Genomic DNA, 17,938 nt, shown 5'->3' with positions numbered 1-17,938 from the left:
ACATGTAAATTACGTGATTTGAATGTGATGGTTCATTTTTTGAATGAAAACGCACACAACCCTACATAAAAAGACCGCCTCGCTGCAGCAAGGCGGGTTAAGAAAAAGGTTGAGGCTTCATTATACTAATTCCTTTACCGGAATGCCCTCCGGCATTTCCTTGATTTCGACTGCTTCGCCTGCTTCGCGGCACAAGGTATAATACTCGTAATGGCCAATCACTCGGTAATCCCCCTGCATGACGCCGGGATAGGCACGGTTCACGGAATAAGCTTGGCTCCGATGGGCTTGGAGCGCCTTACCTTTTTGATTTCGGTAATTTTCTATATGAACCTTTGCCGTGATAGGGGTGGCGCCTGCAGGCGCTGACGCCGCGCAATGATCATAATAGTGAGGAATCGAAACATAATACAAGCTGGGCCAGCGCTCTCTCGGGAGCCGATGCTCTGCCGATTCCACCGCCTGCTCCGTAGCTTTGGAAATAGCAATATGATCAAGATGACCGGTAACCCCGTTCGGCGGAAACGTAATCACCAAGTCCGGCAGATGGTCACAAATGACTTCTTCGATCCGATGAGCGAGTTCATCCGGATTCTGCTCCTTCAATTTGCCGTCCGGATAACAAAGTAAAACCAAGTGCGACACTCCGAGTATAGAACAGGCCTGACGCAGCTCATTCTCGCGGTGAGCAGCCAACTCCTGCTTGGTTTGAAAACAGTATTCCCCCGATCTGCCCCCGCAGCCTGAAGTTGCACAGATCAGCAGGATATCGTGTCCCTGCTCCTTATATTTAGCTATCGTGCCTCCGCACCCGAACGACTCGTCGTCCGGGTGCGCGAATACAAATAAAAGCTTGCGTTTCATGGGCTTGGACTCCCCCTTTCTTCTTCCCCGCTATGTGCCAGCCTCAGCTTTCTCAGGTGAGACAGCCCCATGGCCATCACCCCGTAAATCGGCTCATTTTCCACCGAATCCAATACCGCGAGGGGAGCGTATTGAAGCAGCTGATCCATGAGGACACGATGCACCCATACATCGTTTTGTAAAACGCCGCCCTGTAGAACGACCTTAAATGCACTCTGTCTTATGCCTAATTTGTCGATGACCGCTTTAGCTCCCATGTACAATTCGCTGCCCGCCATAGACAAAATGCGCTGCGATACGGTATCGCCTTCAACAGCTGCCAGACTAACCAGCCGGGAAAGCTCGCCCACCTTTTCTACAGAATAATCGGAGCCGTACACCCAATTAAACAAAGCTTCAGGTGTGGCTAATCCCAGATGTGATATGACCCGATCACCAAGCCGGCTTGTCTCCCCGCGCCCGTCCTCGGCTTTAAGAATGGAGATGATCGCTTGCTTGCCGATCCAATAACCGCTGCCCTCGTCACCGACCCGGTGACCCCAACCGCCAGCTCTGGCCGTCATTCCATGTACGTTGATCCCATAGACGATCGATCCCGTCCCGGCAATAACCAGAATGCCCGGTTTACCGCCTGTTGCCCCCAAAAGAGCCGCGAATCCATCATTTTCGACAACAAGGTGCTTTACCTTTATGCCCAGGCTGGTCAATACCTCCCGTACCAACCGGATCAGGACGCCCCGGTCATGTTCCGTATCTAACCCGGCAAGGCCAAAGACTGCACATTCCACTTCGATATCCGCCTGCTTCTGCTGATTCTCCTGCGATACAACCCATTCCTTGATGGCTGTTTCAATGGCAAGACGAATTTCCTGAGCGGCCGCTTCTCTGCCGATTCCTTGGTAATTGCACGAACCCGCCCTGCCCTGTGCCAAACGATTTCCGTGCTCGTCTATCAGTACCGCAAGACATTTGGTGCCTCCTCCATCTACCGCAAGCAAGGGAATGACATGCTGCTTTGCCATCAGGCTTCACTCCATCCCGCCATCACTACATCCAAGCGCTCCAGCGCCGATCTGCGCTTGTCTTGCGCTTCCTGCAGCCATTTGCTTAAAGCGGTCTGCTGATGCTTGCGTTCTTCCAGCATTCGTTTCATTTCCGTCGGACCCGGCCCCCCGGGGAGCGTACGGATATGAACAAAATGAACCGGATTCAGGGATTGCTTCAGCTTTTCCTCATCCAAAAGCAGACGGCGTTCAATCACCTGAAGAGCAGCTTCATTCACCATCTCCAGAGATACCTCGCTTGCGGCTAACCCTTCTGCCATAGCCTTTTTCACCACGCTGCTGACAATATGATGCGCTTTCCGGAAGGACAGGCCGTCCGTCCGAACCAACGTATCCGCCAGTTCAGTTACCGTGGCGAAACTTCCCTCAGCCCGCTGGAGAAGCTTCTCTTTATTCACCTCCAACGTACCGATCACCACCGATAGCAGCCGGTACATCTGATCCATGATCTCCAAGCTTCTCCAAGCGTAGGGCTGCATATCGTCTTCCGTGTCTACGATATCCCCGAAGGGCGTGTTATGCATCATCGAAAGCACGGTATTCGCGCTGCCCACGCAGCTGGACAATAGTGAACGCATATGCTCAAAGGATACAGGATTTCTTTTCTGCGGCATAATGGAGCTGATCTGCACATAAGGGACGGAAACCTTTACGGCTCCGAATTCCTGCGTACACCATAACAGTAAATCCTGCACCACACGACCCAAATTAATGGCAGCCAGCTGGATCGCCGTGGCGACTTCGCCAAGGTAGTCCGCTCCCCCTATAGCGTCATAGGAATTTTCGACCAGCTCATCGAAGCCCAGCAGTTCCATCATCCGTTCCCGGCTGATCGGGAAGCCCGAAGTCGTCATAGCCGCTGCTCCCATACTGCTTCGGTTGCAGTTCGCATAGGCAGCCTTCATCCGGCGAATATCCCGTGTGAGTGAATCGGCAGCAGCGGTAATGTAATGTGCCATCGTTGTCGGCTGGGCCTGCTGGGTATGCGTGTAGCCTATCATCACCGTTTCAACATGCTCCTCCGCAAAGGCAAGCAGATGCTCCCTTAACTGGAGAGCCGAGGCCAGCGTGTGCGATAGCTTTTCTCGAAGCACCATCCGATATATCGCTACACCCATGTCATTGCGGCTTCGCGCTAGATGCAAATTCCCTGCAATGTCTCCTGCTTTCTCCAAAAGCTCGCTTTCCACTTGAAAAAACAAATCTTCGAACTCCCCCGTATACGGCGATCGCCTTATCTTGTCCAATGAAAGAGCGGTAATCGCTTTGGCAATTTGCATCGCTTCCTCCAGAGTAATCAGCTTTTGCTCGTAAAGCATGATCAAGTGGGCTTTATGAATAGCCATCATCGGATCCAGCAAATGGCGCTTGGCCTCGTTGAACGCAGGCTCCAGCACAACCTCCGTATATGTTTTTCCTGGAAACACGCTGCCTTCCGTTTGTAAAATCCGCTCACGGTAATCCATGATGTCGATCCCCCTCTCCATCTATCCCGTTATCGACTTTAACTCTTTCTTCATCCAACGCGGATGGTTTAGCAGCTTCTCGGGCATCCAGCCACTGGCGGATCAACTCATTCATATTCCTTCCCGCTTCGTCCACGATGGCCTTTCCCGCTTCAATGGAAATTTGATGAATGCATCCTGTGTATCCATTCCAGCCCTGTGGTTCGCCCTCGACCAGAACGTAAGGAAGCGGCGACAACGCCCGAGCTGAATGCAGCTCCGGATCGTTATCTTCAACTGAGACTAATTCGGGTCGAAACGCCTTGACCGCAGACATTTCATAAGGTCCGCCATGTCCCCGGCCGGCAGTGTTATGAAATAATCCTTTTTTTTCTGTAAAATCGACGGAGGCCATCTGCCACCAATTGACCAGCAGAAAACTGGCATCCTTATATTGAGCCGTTACCGCTTCCGCTACCGTACGGGATACGCCCATATTGCCGTCATGAGCGTTCAGAAGTAAAATACTTCGAATTCCCATTTCACAAATCCCCAATGCAATATCTGTCAAATATTCGGTCATGACCGCAGGACGGATCGTTATCGTCCCTGTGTAGTCCTGCGTTTTGCCCGGACACGCGGTGTAAGGCACCGCGGGATAGACGAGCGGCTTCAGCTCCGGATCCAAGCGATCGGCAAAGCCTTCGGCCAATATGACATCCGTCCCGACCGGTGAATGGGGACCGTGGTATTCCACCGAGCCTAGCGGTACAACGGCAAACCGGACATGACCCAGAACGCGATCTATATCTCTTCCATGAACATTCATGATATTCATTGATCAAACCTCCAACCAGCAGGTGGATTATAGCTGCAATATAAAGACGACTACGTCCAAGGCTGCATCTATGATGCCGTGGAGCCGGAAGCTTCGCTTCGCTCCACGGCAATGGATTTGCGTCTAAATCTCGATTACTGCTTTAAGCTGATCATATTCACAAACAACCGGATGGAGCCAGGAACAAGGCTCGGAATTTCACGGTACCATACCAGGGAGCTGTAGGTGTACGTTCCTTTACCGTAAGGTGCAGTCAGGAAGGTCCCCGTAAATTCTTTTTCACCCGGATCGCCGTTGGATATGAGCTCGGTGTATTCCTGTCCCCATTCCGACGGATTGTATGCCGAACGGTCTTGAATCCAGTTATCCCAGTCTTGATCGGTGATTTTGTTCGGCGTGTTGAACATCGGATGCTCCGGCGCCAGCATTGTCACTTTGGAATTTTCATCCGTTACCCGCCATTGGATGAGCGGCGTACCGATTTTGATCGGATATGGAGCCAGCTCCGGCTTCCATTTATCCTCCGGCTTATGGTATTGCACAACCAGATTGCCTCCGTTTTCCACATAGGAGAGCAGCCTTTGGTTGCTTGGAATCAACTCCGGCCGGAAACCGTAGGCACGGATTCCGAGCACAATCGTATCATACTGGGACAGATCGCCGTATTGAATATCCTTCTCTTCCAGCATCTTTACGTCAACGCCCAGTTGGCTCAAGTAGACGTTGATGTCGTCAAATCCGCTGGATACATACCCTACCTTCAGTCCTTTTGGAACATCAAGATCAAACGCTTGGATATTGAGCTCCGCAGGCTGGACCATATAGGTTCTGCCGATATGAGGATACTCGATCACCTGAGTTCCTTTTTTGCTAACCGCGTTTCCATTGACGGATGCTACGGCCGTAACCGTGTACTTACCGATGGCCGCATTCGAAGGTGCTTTGACCGAAAAAGACAACGATTTCGTTTCGTTCTTCTCAGCAAAGCTGAGTTCTTGAGCAGCAGGCTCCGCAACCCATCCTTCAGGCACATCAAGCGTGAACGATGCTTTGGCCGCACCCGGGTTGTAATTGCGAACGGACACGTTCACAGGGATTGGTTCATCCGCTTTACGGGTGTTTAGCACCGTCGCGCTAGGATTCAGCGACATGGAGAATGGCGGCAGTACCGCAACTTGAATTTGCGGAGCGGCATGAACCGTGCTCACTACTTTATTCATTTGATAGGTCACATCCGCGGTAATGGACGGCGGCAGGTACGGGTGGAATTCCGCGGTGTCCTTAGGTACCGTCACATCAAAGACAGCCTTAGCGGTTTGATTGTAACCAACAATCCCAAACCTTGTGATTCCTGCTTCCTGCGCGACCCAACCGTCCGGGACGTTCAGTGACAGCTTCACGTCTCTAAGCTCCGTTTGCCCTCCGTTATATGCCGTAACGGTGATCTTCGTCGTTTGGCCCGCAACCAGCTCGCCGGTAGCCGGTTTAACCTTCACGACGATGGAGGCGGCTTCCATCGCTGCATGATTCAGCTGCTGTTCTTTCACTTGAAGGCGGTACAGCAGATCGGTCTTCGTTGGTTCATCTAATGAGGAAGCCTTAACGTCAGCCAAAGCGGTATTGAGAGTAGCCTTCATGTCCTGAACTTCCTTGGCTACTTCGGCAAATTTCGGATAAGCGCGGATCACTTCGTTCGCGTCTTTATCTAAAGCTCGCAGGTTACTTGCTATTTTATTGTCTTTTCCTTTTCCTTTGCTCTCTACTTCCTTAGCCAAATCCTCGAAGGTGTAAGCGATGCCTTCAAAAAAATCGGATTCCTTTTCATTCTTATCGATGATGCTGGAATGAAGTTTGTAATAGTTAACCGTTGGCCCTTCTTCATAGTGGCGGCCCATGCCTTGGCTCTTATGCATAAAACGGGACTCTTCCCCAAGCTGTAAATAGGAGGCTCCGTATATTTCATCGTACTCTCCAGTCGGTACGGATACCGTGTAATCATCCTTATTGGCCGGTACATACATCTTTTTCACCTGCCAAGGCTTTAGTCCCATTCCCAAATGCTCAGGAAACACTTCGGGATTGGCCGCATCCTCAAAAGCGCGTACGGTTATCACATTGATGGCCCTATGATGACCATGTGTCGATTCTACGTTCAAGAATGCAGGGATGAGCACATCCGGCCGAAGCTCGCGGATTTTGCGGATCAACCGTTCGTAAACGATGGAATCTCCCCATTTTTCCAAGGTTTCATCAGGACTTTTGGAAAATCCGAAGTCAAATATCGGATCGTCAATGTCCTCGCTAAGCATACCCAGGATGACATTGGTGACCTTGGAGGCCTCCTCCAATTCCCGGGTACGGATAATACCCAAAGCGTTACCGAGCTCGCTGCCGATCTCGTTCTGTCCGCCCTCCCCGCGGTTGGCGATAATACTGGAGGTATGCACCCCTCTTCCCAAGGCAAGGTACGCCAGCATCGCGCTGTGCTCATCGTCCGGGTGTGCGCCTGTATTCATGGCGCTGGCAATCGTGGTCAGCGGCTTGATCGCTTTCCACATATCGACCACACCGCGATCCGCCTGAACTGGCTCAGCCAATGACGGCAGAAGTAATGTACCTGCCATGGCTGCGCACGTAACCAAAGACAAAAGCTTCTTCATCGGTAATTTCCGTTTCAACGGACTGCTCATCTGACTCCTCCTTGTCATCTTTTGGGACAAGAAACGGCCTATTTCCCGCCCCGATATCGTTACGCGACCGAACCCTAGGTGTTCTTCGCGCGGTAACCACCGTTCATCTTTGTCGACACCTTACACCGCTGTGCCCGCTTTATCGCCCGTGAGCTTTCTTGAAATGAACAACACGATAATGATCAAGGTTATTTGCAGTACCCCATAGGCGCAAGCCGTACCAAACTCAAACGCATACATCCGTTGGAATATTTCTACAGAAATCGGCGTAGTTCTCGCCGTGAAGATCAGGATGGAGGATACGAACTCGCCAATGCCCGTAACAAAAGCCAGCAAGGTTCCGGCCAATATTCCACTTAATGCCATTGGAGTCACTACTCTGCGGAAGCTGTACCACCAAGTAGCCCCCAAATTACGGGCAGCCTCTTCAATGGAAGGATCCATTTGCATCAATGTGGCCGATGTTGAACGGAACACCAACGGCAAATGGCGGACAAAATAAGCCAGTGGAAGAATCCAGAACGTGCCGATCAGGACCTGATTAAAGCTAAAGATCGAAGGCTGGCTGAAAGCAGCGATCAGATTCACCCCTACGACCGTTCCCGGCAGCGCCCAAGGCATCATGATCAGCATATCGAGCAGCGTCTTGCCTTTAAACTTCAAGCGCACCATGGCATAAGCAGCAGCAACGCCAAAAAGAACATTGCCGATGGTGGCGATAAAGCTCATCTGAAAGCTGTTGGCGATCGGACGCCACGTTTTGCTATCCGTGAACAGATCTTTATAGTGTTGTAAGGTGTACTCTGGAGGCAAAATTTGCGTTGTCCAGGTGCCGTCGGTAGAGAATGAAATGAGCACAAGCACGAGAATAGGCAGCATCAAAATAACGACGCCGACAAAAGAAAGTGCCATGGAGATGTACTTCACCAGAGGCCGGCTAATCTCCGTCCGATGGACGCTGATGCCTTTGCTCATATTTTGGTAGGTTCTGAGACTCTGATACCATCGCATGATAAACAAAAAGATGATCGACACAGCCGATAATATGGTGGATTGGGTAGCTGCCATATCCAAATTTCCGTTGGTCCGGGACAAATAAATCTGCATCGTCATGGTCCGGTCAATACCAAAGATCAACGGAGCGGTATACGAGGCCATCGAAACCATAAAAACCAGCAGCGATGAAGCGACCATTGCCGGGGTCAGCATCGGCAGAATAATTTTGCGCCAAATCAGCAATCGACCGGCCCCCAAGCTTGCTGCGGCTTCCTCCAGAGACGGATCGAGTCCTTTGATGGCGGCGGAGGCCGTCATATAGAAATACGTGTACATCGTGAAGGTATGTACCATGAGTACGCCCCAGACGCCTTTTAGCGAAAATGGCACCTGTTCCAGATCAAACCATAATTTAAGCGATCTTGGAATGATTCCGCTCTCCCCATAAAGAAAGGTGAAGGATAATACTCCAACCAAAGGGGGCAGCGCCATCGGTACCATGGCCAGAACCATGAGAATTTTTCGGCCTGGAAATTCATAACGTTCAAGCAAGAATGCCATGGTTACTCCGACGATTGCGCAGGTGATGACGCTAAGCACGGAAATGTAAATACTGGTCCATAGTGCCTCTAGATTGGAGGTATGCTCCAGACTGAAAAACCTGGAATAGTTTTGCAATGAAAATTGCTCTTCGATCTGGACGCTTTGAATGAAGGTTTGATAAAGCGGATAAATCACATAAGCCAATAAAACAAGAAATAAGGGCGAAATCAGCACATAGACGAAATAGGGCGACGAAGTCATGGCACTCCAGGTATTAGCAGGACGAACGGATGCTTTGTGTTCCGGCTTCATAGCTTCACCTACCCCAAAAGGTATACACTTTCTACAGGTATATGCACCGCTAGCCGCTCGCCCCGAAGCCGGACGCGGTGTCCTTGATTGACAAACATGGCTTTTAACGATTGTTTTTCGATTTCCGTCAAATAATTAACGCTGACGCCCGTAAACTCGGAAATAACGACTTTGGTTTGAACCGTATTCGCCTCCCCCGCTTCTTTGGGCATCGCTTCACGGATGGATTCCGGCCGAACGGAAACGGTGATTCTCCCGCCCGTCGTTAAATCGCATAGAGGCGATTTGTTCGCCGCATGACCGCATAAGACAAGCTCCGGCGAAATGCGAACATAAGCGTATTCCCCTTCGATTCTTTCAAGCGTACCCTCCCACAAATTCGACTCTCCTATAAAGGAAGCGACGAAACGGTTCAAGGGACGGTTATATATTTCCTCAGGACTTCCAATTTGTTGAACGACACCGCTCTGCATCACCATAATCCGATCCGACATTGCCATCGCCTCAGCCTGATCGTGAGTGACATAAATGGTGGTAACGCCCAGCTCCATTTGCAGTCTCTTGATTTCCAATCGGGTTTCTTCTCTTAATTTGGCATCCAGGTTGGACAGCGGCTCATCCAGCAGCAGAATCTTCGGTTCAATGACAAGAGCTCTGGCAAGCGCTACCCGCTGCTGCTGTCCGCCGGAAAGCTGATCGATGCGGCGGCTGCCGTAGCCCTGTAAATGAACCTGCCCCAAGGCACGCTCCACACGCTCCGCAATTTCAAGCTTTGATCGTTTACGCACCTGAAGGCCGAAGGCCACATTCTCAAATACGGTCATGTGCGGAAATAACGCATAGTTCTGAAAAACCATACCTGTTTCTCTTTTGTTGGGAGGCAGGCGGGTCACATCATGGTTTCCGAATAAAATCCGTCCTGAGCTGGGGAAATAAAATCCAGCAATCATGCGCAGCGTTGTCGTTTTCCCGCAGCCGCTCGGGCCGAGGAAAGTAAAAAATTCACCGGGTTTAATGTGGATATCTACATTGTTTACTCCGTTGACATTTCCGAACATTTTACCTACATGGTCCAGTGTAACGTCGATCAAGACGGCTCCTCCCCCGTTGAACGATCAGGCGGAGTCAGCCTCCGCCCGAAAATGTATAAACCTGCCTCTTGGTTACTTACCGCCTTTACCTTTGATGTTCTCATCCCAGTGCTGCATCCACTCTTTTTCTTTCTCGGCCATGATGTTCCAGTCGATGTCCATCGGCTTCAACTCAATTCCTTTGAGCCATTCCGGCATGGTGTCTTTACTAATGTCCGTACGGGTTGGGATTTGGAACAATTTTTCCGCCAATTCCACACGCAGCTTCGGATCGAACAGGAACTCGTAGAATTTTTTAGCCGCTTCACTGTTTTTAGCGCCTTTGACGAGGCCTACGCCATCAACCAGGATCGGTGCGCCGCTTGCCGGATAAATATAGTCAAATGGTTGGTTTTTCAGATGCTTTTGGATCAAGATGTCCTGCAGATTCCATAAGGACAAAGTGCCTTCTTCACGGGCAAGCTTGAGATAGAGGTTGGTCGGATCTTGGGCGTATTCTTTCGTATTCGCATCCAGCTTCTTCAACCACTCGTAGCCTTTGGCAGGATCGGTTGCTCCTCCTTCTTTAAAGATCATGGAGGAGTAGATCGTTCTCATCGTACCGGATGCCAGCACGCCGCGGATAATGATTTTCCCTTTGTATTTCGGGTCGAGCAGATCATCCCAATCTTTCGGCGCATCTTCTGTCTTCAATGCTTTGGAGTTGTACATGATGACTTCCGGAAGCAGCATTTCACCGTACCAACGATCCTGGCTGTCCTTATACAAGTCAGGAATATTGCCGCCGAAGCTCGGTTTATAGCTTTCCAGCAAGCCCTCATTCGCCGCGGTCATCAAGGCGGATTGGGTGCCTCCCCACCAGAAGTCGGCTTGCGGATTGGCTTTTTCCCCGCGCACACGTTCCATAATTTGTTGAGCGCCCATGGTCAAAACTTCTACTTCGATGTTCGGATTCTGAGCATTAAACTTCGGAATAATTTCATCGATCACCGTCTTATCACGAGCCGTATAGATCACCAATTTTTGTTTGTCGGGAGCTTTCGGGGGATCTGCCGGTTTGTTCTCTGCCGGCTTCTCTGCGGGGGCTGGCTGAGCAGCCGGCGGTGGCGCAGTACCCCCGCAAGCGGCTAGAGCGATCATGATCAACGCAAGCAGAAGGGCCGTAACCCCTTTGAACACATTTCTTCCTGAACTTTTCATAAAGATAACTCCTCCCTTTTGGATATCCTATGGATATGTGCAGCCGGAAAAGCTTCCAGCACGCTGTGAACCGCTCCGATAATTCCGGCTTTATCGCCCAGCCTAGCCAAGCGGATGTCCGGGACGTACGGTACCCATGCCCTGAGTAAAGCAGATATGGCCTGAATGCCCTTGTCGCCGATGTGAATCATTTGCCCACTTAGGATCAGAAGCTCCGGATCCAACACGCTCACCATATTGGCGATCCCGTAGGCCCAATGCCGATACACGTTCTCGAGCAGTTCACCCGCTTCTTTCGATCCTTGATCGGATAGCTGCACAAGCTGCTTAATCACATGATCCCTGTCGATCATGGCAGGAAGCAGCGCTTTAGCTTTCTCATAAATCCCCGTTACGGAATAATTTCTTTCAAACACCCCATATTCTCCGTGAAGTCTATTCTCCTCGGAGCCGACCATCATATAGCCGATTTCCCCGGCTGCCTCGCGAATCCCCCGGTACAGCTGACGATCGATAATAATGCCCGCACCGATCCCTGTGCCTACATACATGTAGACAAGATGGGATACTTTCGACCCGACCCCCTTGTAAAACTCTCCTAATGTCATCATGTTGACGTCATTATCCAGAATCACCGGCAGTCCCAAACGTTCTTCCATTTCCTTTTGAACAGGAAGATCCATCCATCCTGTGCTGGGCGCATAGCTGATCGTGCCTTGTCTGCGATGTGTAATCCCAGGCAGTCCCAAGCCAACGCCAAGCAGTCTTGATTTGTCAAAGCTGCTTTGTGACAGGAGAGCCAACAACCCTTGCTCTAGGGCCTGTATAGCCTTTTCGCCATTCACTGGTTGTTCCAGGCGTACCCGGTAGTGGGACGTGAGTTCGCCTTTCAGATTAGCGATAGACATCTGCAGCATGCTTCCTTCGAAAACCACACCCACGACGCCATAGGCCTGAAAATTATACTCCAGTAAAATGGGCCTGCGGCCTCCCTTGGACTCCCCGGTGCCTACTTCATGGACGAGACCTTCCTTGATCAATTCGTCTACAATAGAAGAAACACAAGGACGACTCAATTCCGTCGTTTTGGCCAAATCCGCCCGGGACATGCGCTTATGTATCCTGAGCTGTTGCAAGATCCCTTCACGATTGATTTGTTTCACCAACTTGGTGTTCCCGGTTTGACCACGACCAAGCACAACTTTGTTCACCTCCTTTGATTGTCAAAATGACTAACAAAGTGTTGTTGACATGGTCAATATACCATCGTTGTGAATTATGCAAGTTGAAGCGCCGTTTCAATAAAAGTCTATGCGTGCAGCTGTCCAATTATATCCGTTAAATAGGCTTCTATATAAAAAGGAACATGAAGAAAAACGGAGCAGCACGGCTTGAAACTAAGCCGTGCTGCTCCGCTTTTATGTTTTGTTAATTTACGGTCTTTAAGGAATCAATTCAATGTAATTAATTCGGTACACGTATACTCATTAATGCTGGCGCCAAGGCGCGATCCAACGTTCCACCATTTTTAGCAATTGGGTGAGAATCACGGAACAGACCATGAGAACACCGACGTATCCCAAATATTCCGATGTTCGGAAAAGCTCGGATGCATGGCGGATAGCGTATCCAATCCCTTGATTGGCGGCAAGCATTTCCGCGATCACAACGGCAATTAATGCCCGTCCGATGGCCAAACGAATACCGGTAATAATATAGGAAAGCGTTGAAGGAAAGATGACTTCTTTGAACATTTGGAACTCAGAAGCACCGTAGGAACGAGCGGCCTTGATAAGTGAAGGTTCCGTTGTTTTTACGCCGGCCATGGTATTAATTAGTATCGGGAAGATTGACATCAGAAAGACCATCATCACTTTAGATAAAATATCCAGTCCGAACCATAATACAAACAGTGGGGTCAGGGCAACGGTAGGCGTTGTATACAAGGCTATGATAATAGGATCAGTTGCGTACTCTAATTTTCTCCAATAACCTAACATGAGTCCAAGAGGTATTCCGATTAAAGCCATGGCAAACCCTATTCCAACTTCTATACCGCTTATATATAAATGCTGAAACAATGTACCGTTTATTGTAAAACTCCATACTTCCACAAAAATTTTACTAGGCCAACTGAACATGAACGGATCGATAATCCCTAATCGCCCGGTCAATTCCCATATAATAAAAATAGTACCAATTCATATGATAGGATAAGAAACGGCTGGATGTAGTTATAAGTTTTTGCGTTTTATGCTCAGTGACTGATTATTAACCAAAACTGTGTTAGACATTACGCCTCTCCTTTCTCGTATTGTCTGGTAACCTCAGCTTTTAAGTGATTCCAAATAACCGATTAGTATTCTTGTATTCTTGATATTCTGGAAGAAGCTTCGTTTTAAGCGTTCTGGGATAAGGAATATCTATTTTCAAGTCAGCTATTATTCTTCCCGGACGGACGGTCATAAGAAAGATGCGGCTGGACAAAAACACAGCTTCATCAATGGAGTGGGTAATAAATATTACGGTCTTTTTTTCGTTCAACATGATTTTCAGAACCTCTTCTTGCATAATTTCGCGGGTTTGTTCATCTATTGCGGAAAATGGTTCGTCCATCAACAGAATCTTAGGCTCAACAGCAAACGCTCTAGCTATCCCTACCCGTTGGTTCATCCCCCCGGACAATTGATGAGGATATTTATTCTCGAAACCATCAAGTCCGACCATCTTAATAAAATGCATGACATGATCTTTCATATCGTTTTTGGATTTGCCTGAAATCCTTAGGCCAAATGCAACGTTCTCAAATACCGTTTGCCAAGGCATTAAAGCAAAATCCTGAAAAACCATTGCCTTTTCTCCACCTGGACCATCGATCTTGTGGCCGTTAATGCTTACTGAGCCCGAAACCGGTTTGATAAGACCATCCAACGTATGAAGTAAGGTGCTTTTACCGCAACCGCTTGGACCAATAATGGATATGAATTCACCTTCTTGAATTTGTCCCGACGCTTCTTTCAAAGCGTGTACTTCATTTGGATTACCAGCATTATAGATGACATTAATATTCTCAAACTCTAGGATTGCAGAGCGTTGGGTTTCACTAAAATTACCACACCTGAATGACATCCGCTTCGTCAACCGCTTCATATACAGATACGACCCTAAAGCCCTCTTCCACCCAACCCGTCGAGGCGACTTCATGCCTTAAGGCCACCACAACGTTAATTCCGTTATTTCTTAGTTTAAGAGCATGCTCCTTGCCATGATCGGCATATCCAAGGATGGCTACCGTTTTCCCTTTAAAATACGAAAGATCGACATCTTGTTCTTGTTTACCTGTCAATGGAGTCTGCCCCCTCTAGTTCCACGGATCGATAGAGCAATGGATCGCTCCCGGCACTCCTTGTCCCCCAACCGTTTTGAGCGCCAAGTCCACCTGATCTAAACTGAATGTATGCGTGCAAAGCTCATGAAGAGGAAATTTACCGGAGGCCATAAATTGAATAGCCTGCTCCACCGCACCGTAGCTGTGACCCCGAACTCCTTTGAGGGCCACATATTTGGATACCAGGACATCGCTCATGAAATGAGGTATCTCTGTATTTTTCTTGCCGGCTACGATCACCGTGCCTCGTTTTTTCACAACATCTATTCCGGTTGTAACCGTTGAGGGACCTCCGGAGGCCACATCGATAACGACATCGACCATTTTTCCTGCCGTAACCTCTCGGATTCGTTCCTTTACATCCTCGGCAGAGACATCTATCGTAACATCGGCGCCGAAACGCTTGGCAATTTCAAACCGTTCTTTATCCGCCGTAAGTCCGCTCACGATAACCAAATCCGCACCGGCCTGCTTCGCAGCCAAGACACAAGCCAAGCCCTGCTGTCCGGGACCCTGAATCAAGACCGTTTTGCCTATGCCCACGCCGCCTTCATTTACCGTCCATTCGATTCCGTTTCCTAACGGGAGAGCAAGCGCTGCCTCTTCTGCCGGAACCTGTTCAGGAACCCTGTGGAAAACTGAATTCGGATGAAGATAAAGATATCGGCTGTATCCTCCCCATAACGACGGTTCGATGGTTGTATTCGTCGAGCCATACCGTATTCCGCCCATCCATTTATCCGTAAAATCGCATAGGCGGAACTCCCCTGTTCTGCATCGATCGCAATAACCGCAGGGTAAATATTCCTCAAGGGCTACCCGATCACCCTCCTTTAAACCCCACCGCTTTTCTGCCATTTTGCCCATCTTGACGATTCGTCCCACGACCTCATGCCCGAGAATCCGGGGGCCTTCATCCTTTTTATAATCCGGCCAATCGCTTCCGCATATGCCGGATAACTCCACTTTGAGCAGACCCGCATCAGGCGCAATGTCCGGCAGTTGAAATTCCCGTATTTCCGTCGTCAAAGCGCCGATCTGAACGGCAGCAGTCGCTGTTATCAATGATATCGTCTCCCTTCAAGACTGTATTAAACAGCATCCGATTGCTGCACAGATTCTACATCAATGTAATCGCCCGGCTGCGTAACCAGTTTTTCTTTTGCGCCGATTTGGAAAGCCACTCCCTCCGGAAGCACAAGCGATACGGAGCGGACGTGATGGGATTTAGGGTCAAGAGCGGGCGGCTCCATTCCCTCCTGCAGATTTTTCACCGCTTGCAGCATAATTCTTCGGGCAGCAATGATCGCTGCATCGCTTGTGCCCAATCTTTCCACGCTGCGGTCGGCAATCGTTCCTTGCGTTTCCTGTACTGCGCTGTCCTGCGCGCCGATTCCTTTGATTCCGGTGAACGATTTACCCGAAGCTTGCTGCTCGCGATCAATCAGGTACTCGTTATCCTTATTTTGTACCGGTCTCAGCGTACCCGGGATAAGCTCCATATGAATGCCCCGGCCCTGCTTTAAAATATCCCGTTCTTCCTCCGTCAGCGCACGAAGGGGGTTCCAGTTGATGTTCCAGGTATAGACATGTTCGTCATCCATCGGAACCCAGGCATGAGCACCGCGAGGAGCATGCTCAAAAGGCGGGATCATCGTGTAAAAAGGCATCAGAAATTGGGTGATTCTCCAATACAGGTGTCCGGGGTCTGCGTTACGTTTGGCCCCAACCATCATTCCGTAATCCGCTTTTTCAATTTCAAATTTCGGGGCGGTATCATGGGTTAAATAGGATGGAGCCGAACTTTTATCATATGCTTTCGTACCCATAAACCCTTGACCGCCTGAATTGCGATGAAGAAAAGAGATATGACTCGAATCCAGTCCCCCCTCAATCGCTTGGAAGTAGTTGCACTCCTGTATTCTTCTGGTCGTATAACGGTGGCTGTCAGGAACCAAAGCCCATTCCAATTCCGGCAGTTCCGGCATAAGCTCAGGCGGTCCCATATACGTCCATACGACACCACCCCGCTCCCGGCATGGGTACGATGTAATTTTCACTTTATCCTTAAAACTGCTTTCCGGGGGCTCCGAAGGCATATCTACACACTGTCCGCTGGTATCGAATTTCCAGCCATGATAAACGCAGCGAAGGCCGCATTCTTCATTTCTTCCATAGTACAGAGAAACTTTGCGGTGCGGGCAAAATTCATCAATCAGACCGACATTCCCGTTCGTATCCCGGAACGCCAGCAGCTGCTCCCCGAGCAGCTTCACCCTAACCGGTGTACAATCCGGATGGGGAAGCTCATCGGAAATCATGGCCGGTAGCCAATAACGACGCAATAACTCTCCTGTTGGTGTGCCCGGACCGGTTCTAGTCAATAATTCATTCTCTTCGCTTGATAACATATGCGCTCCTCCTCGTGACAACTTATTTTGGTATTCATTAACCTGTAGTCTTTATATGAGATGAATCCGGATTGAAATGGTTTAAAAAGGTGTTGATCATCAGCTCCATCAAAGGATAAAATTCTTTCTTTTCCATATAAATCATGGACGAATATTGTTTAATGACTTCCAGCTCCTTGACCTTGAGCTTCACTAGTCGCCCTAGAGACAATTCACGCTTCACACTGAGATGCGGAAACATACCCATGCAGCATGAGGAGGCATGAACCATCTCTTTAGCCGCCTCAATCTGATTTAATTGCATCACCACATTGGGGGAAGCATCGTGCTGGGCGAAGAGCTTTTTTATTTTTTTCCATACGTCTGAATTCTGTTCGTAGGTGACAAACGGCATTTCAACCAGCTCTTCAATAGATACGTTCCCCTTTTTAACAAGGGGGTGATTAGCGCCGCATACCAAATCAAAATCGTGAAGGCATAAGTTGATCTGCTTAATTTGTTTCTTTTTCACATCCGATGAGACCATGCCCAAATCAATTTGATTCCGCAGAAGCAATTCCGTGATGTTGGAAGTATCTCCCGTAACAACTTGAAATTCAATTTGAGGGTATTTTTGCAACTGCCTACTTAAAATTCCCGGTAGGAGATACAGCGAGCAGCTAGTGGTCGAGCCTATAGTGACTTTTCCCTGCAGCGCATTTTTAAGGCTTTTTAATTTTTCTTCCGCAGCTTTTTCTACTTCCAGTATCTGCATCGCAAATGGGATGAACGCTTCACCCTCTTTGCTCAAATGTAAGTTGCGATGTTGTCTAATAAGCAAAGACTTGCCCAGCTCGGACTCCAACGCACGTACTCTTGCCGTTACAGAAGGTTGGCTTAGATGAAGTAATTGAGCCGCTTTAGTAAAACTTAACTCCCGTGCAATATGGAGGAAGGTTTGAACATTTTTTAAATCCACAAATTTTATCCACTCCCTTCACCCGTTATAAGCGCTTACAAATGATTTTAATTTAATAAATCCTTATTGTGAAATAGATTATTTCTAATCAAAAAATAAGTTAGCAAACATTTTGTCAATCGCATTCATTGAAATATT

The 17,938-nt window shown here is 49.1% G+C and carries 15 protein-coding genes; all 15 read right to left on the bottom strand.

Annotation, left to right across the window (positions count from 1 at the left end):
* Window positions 1-120 precede the first annotated feature (120 nt).
* Window positions 121-864 (bottom strand): PIG-L deacetylase family protein, encoded by a 744-nt coding sequence (locus tag JOE45_RS00440; protein ID WP_210022061.1) that lies wholly within the window; start codon window positions 862-864, stop codon window positions 121-123.
* A complete protein-coding gene (locus JOE45_RS00435) occupies window positions 861-1,886 on the bottom strand; it encodes an N-acetylglucosamine kinase (RefSeq protein ID WP_210022062.1) in 1,026 nt (341 codons plus the stop codon). The genes JOE45_RS00440 and JOE45_RS00435 overlap by 4 nt, the downstream gene beginning before the upstream one ends.
* Window positions 1,886-3,394 (bottom strand): argininosuccinate lyase, encoded by a 1,509-nt coding sequence (gene argH, locus JOE45_RS00430; protein WP_210022063.1) that lies wholly within the window; start codon window positions 3,392-3,394, stop codon window positions 1,886-1,888. The genes JOE45_RS00435 and argH overlap by 1 nt, the downstream gene beginning before the upstream one ends.
* Entirely contained in the window at window positions 3,381-4,211 is an 831-nt protein-coding gene (locus tag JOE45_RS00425; RefSeq protein WP_210022064.1) for a creatininase family protein, read from the bottom strand. The genes argH and JOE45_RS00425 overlap by 14 nt, the downstream gene beginning before the upstream one ends.
* A 134-nt stretch (window positions 4,212-4,345) precedes the next feature.
* The gene (locus tag JOE45_RS00420) at window positions 4,346-6,871 is read right to left on the bottom strand and encodes an NEW3 domain-containing protein (RefSeq protein WP_210023487.1); all 2,526 of its coding nucleotides are present in this window, start codon (window positions 6,869-6,871) and stop codon (window positions 4,346-4,348) included.
* A 150-nt stretch (window positions 6,872-7,021) separates the two neighbouring features.
* Complete coding sequence (locus tag JOE45_RS00415; RefSeq protein ID WP_210022065.1) at window positions 7,022-8,752, bottom strand: ABC transporter permease; 1,731 nt, start codon at window positions 8,750-8,752, stop codon at window positions 7,022-7,024.
* Window positions 8,753-8,760: 8 nt separating this feature from the next.
* Complete coding sequence (locus JOE45_RS00410) at window positions 8,761-9,843, bottom strand: ABC transporter ATP-binding protein (RefSeq protein ID WP_210022066.1); 1,083 nt, start codon at window positions 9,841-9,843, stop codon at window positions 8,761-8,763.
* A 72-nt stretch (window positions 9,844-9,915) separates the two neighbouring features.
* Complete coding sequence (locus JOE45_RS00405) at window positions 9,916-11,043, bottom strand: extracellular solute-binding protein (RefSeq protein WP_210022067.1); 1,128 nt, start codon at window positions 11,041-11,043, stop codon at window positions 9,916-9,918.
* Window positions 11,040-12,242 carry an ROK family transcriptional regulator gene (locus JOE45_RS00400; protein ID WP_210022068.1) on the bottom strand — a complete coding sequence of 401 codons (1,203 nt, stop codon included), beginning with the start codon at window positions 12,240-12,242 and terminating at the stop codon, window positions 11,040-11,042. The genes JOE45_RS00405 and JOE45_RS00400 overlap by 4 nt, the downstream gene beginning before the upstream one ends.
* Window positions 12,243-12,530: 288 nt before the next feature.
* Window positions 12,531-13,073, bottom strand: a complete 543-nt coding sequence (locus tag JOE45_RS00395; RefSeq protein ID WP_210022069.1) for an ABC transporter permease — start codon at window positions 13,071-13,073, stop codon at window positions 12,531-12,533.
* A gap of 304 nt (window positions 13,074-13,377) precedes the next feature.
* On the bottom strand, window positions 13,378-14,193 hold the full coding sequence (locus tag JOE45_RS00390) for an ABC transporter ATP-binding protein (RefSeq protein WP_210022070.1): 816 nt from the start codon (window positions 14,191-14,193) through the stop codon (window positions 13,378-13,380).
* Window positions 14,153-14,389, bottom strand: a complete 237-nt coding sequence (locus JOE45_RS00385) for an NAD(P)-dependent oxidoreductase (protein ID WP_210021742.1) — start codon at window positions 14,387-14,389, stop codon at window positions 14,153-14,155. Before JOE45_RS00385 ends, JOE45_RS00390 begins: the two co-directional genes overlap by 41 nt.
* A gap of 15 nt (window positions 14,390-14,404) precedes the next feature.
* On the bottom strand, window positions 14,405-15,496 hold the full coding sequence (locus tag JOE45_RS00380; RefSeq protein WP_210021743.1) for a zinc-dependent alcohol dehydrogenase: 1,092 nt from the start codon (window positions 15,494-15,496) through the stop codon (window positions 14,405-14,407).
* A 26-nt stretch (window positions 15,497-15,522) separates the two neighbouring features.
* Window positions 15,523-16,842 carry a Rieske 2Fe-2S domain-containing protein gene (locus JOE45_RS00375; protein WP_210021744.1) on the bottom strand — a complete coding sequence of 440 codons (1,320 nt, stop codon included), beginning with the start codon at window positions 16,840-16,842 and terminating at the stop codon, window positions 15,523-15,525.
* A gap of 37 nt (window positions 16,843-16,879) precedes the next feature.
* On the bottom strand, window positions 16,880-17,800 hold the full coding sequence (locus JOE45_RS00370) for a LysR family transcriptional regulator (RefSeq protein WP_210022071.1): 921 nt from the start codon (window positions 17,798-17,800) through the stop codon (window positions 16,880-16,882).
* Window positions 17,801-17,938: the final 138 nt, after the last annotated feature.

Origin of the sequence: Paenibacillus sp. PvR098, assembly GCF_017833255.1 — a bacterium.
In the GTDB taxonomy this organism is placed as follows: Bacteria; Bacillota; Bacilli; order Paenibacillales; family NBRC-103111; genus Paenibacillus_G.
Note: the sequence above shows the minus strand (reverse complement) of the source record. Positions and strands in the feature narration are given on the sequence as shown.

Coding starts and splice junctions, on each gene's coding strand:
- JOE45_RS00440 (WP_210022061.1), bottom strand. CDS start 864: ATGAAACGCAAGCTTTTATTTGTATTCGCGCACCCGGACGACGAGTCG.
- JOE45_RS00435 (WP_210022062.1), bottom strand. CDS start 1,886: ATGGCAAAGCAGCATGTCATTCCCTTGCTTGCGGTAGATGGAGGAGGC.
- argH (WP_210022063.1), bottom strand. CDS start 3,394: ATGGATTACCGTGAGCGGATTTTACAAACGGAAGGCAGCGTGTTTCCA.
- JOE45_RS00425 (WP_210022064.1), bottom strand. CDS start 4,211: ATGAATATCATGAATGTTCATGGAAGAGATATAGATCGCGTTCTGGGT.
- JOE45_RS00420 (WP_210023487.1), bottom strand. CDS start 6,871: ATGAAGAAGCTTTTGTCTTTGGTTACGTGCGCAGCCATGGCAGGTACA.
- JOE45_RS00415 (WP_210022065.1), bottom strand. CDS start 8,752: ATGAAGCCGGAACACAAAGCATCCGTTCGTCCTGCTAATACCTGGAGT.
- JOE45_RS00405 (WP_210022067.1), bottom strand. CDS start 11,043: ATGAAAAGTTCAGGAAGAAATGTGTTCAAAGGGGTTACGGCCCTTCTG.
- JOE45_RS00395 (WP_210022069.1), bottom strand. CDS start 13,073: ATGGCTTTAATCGGAATACCTCTTGGACTCATGTTAGGTTATTGGAGA.
- JOE45_RS00390 (WP_210022070.1), bottom strand. CDS start 14,193: ATGAAGCGGTTGACGAAGCGGATGTCATTCAGGTGTGGTAATTTTAGT.
- JOE45_RS00375 (WP_210021744.1), bottom strand. CDS start 16,842: ATGTTATCAAGCGAAGAGAATGAATTATTGACTAGAACCGGTCCGGGC.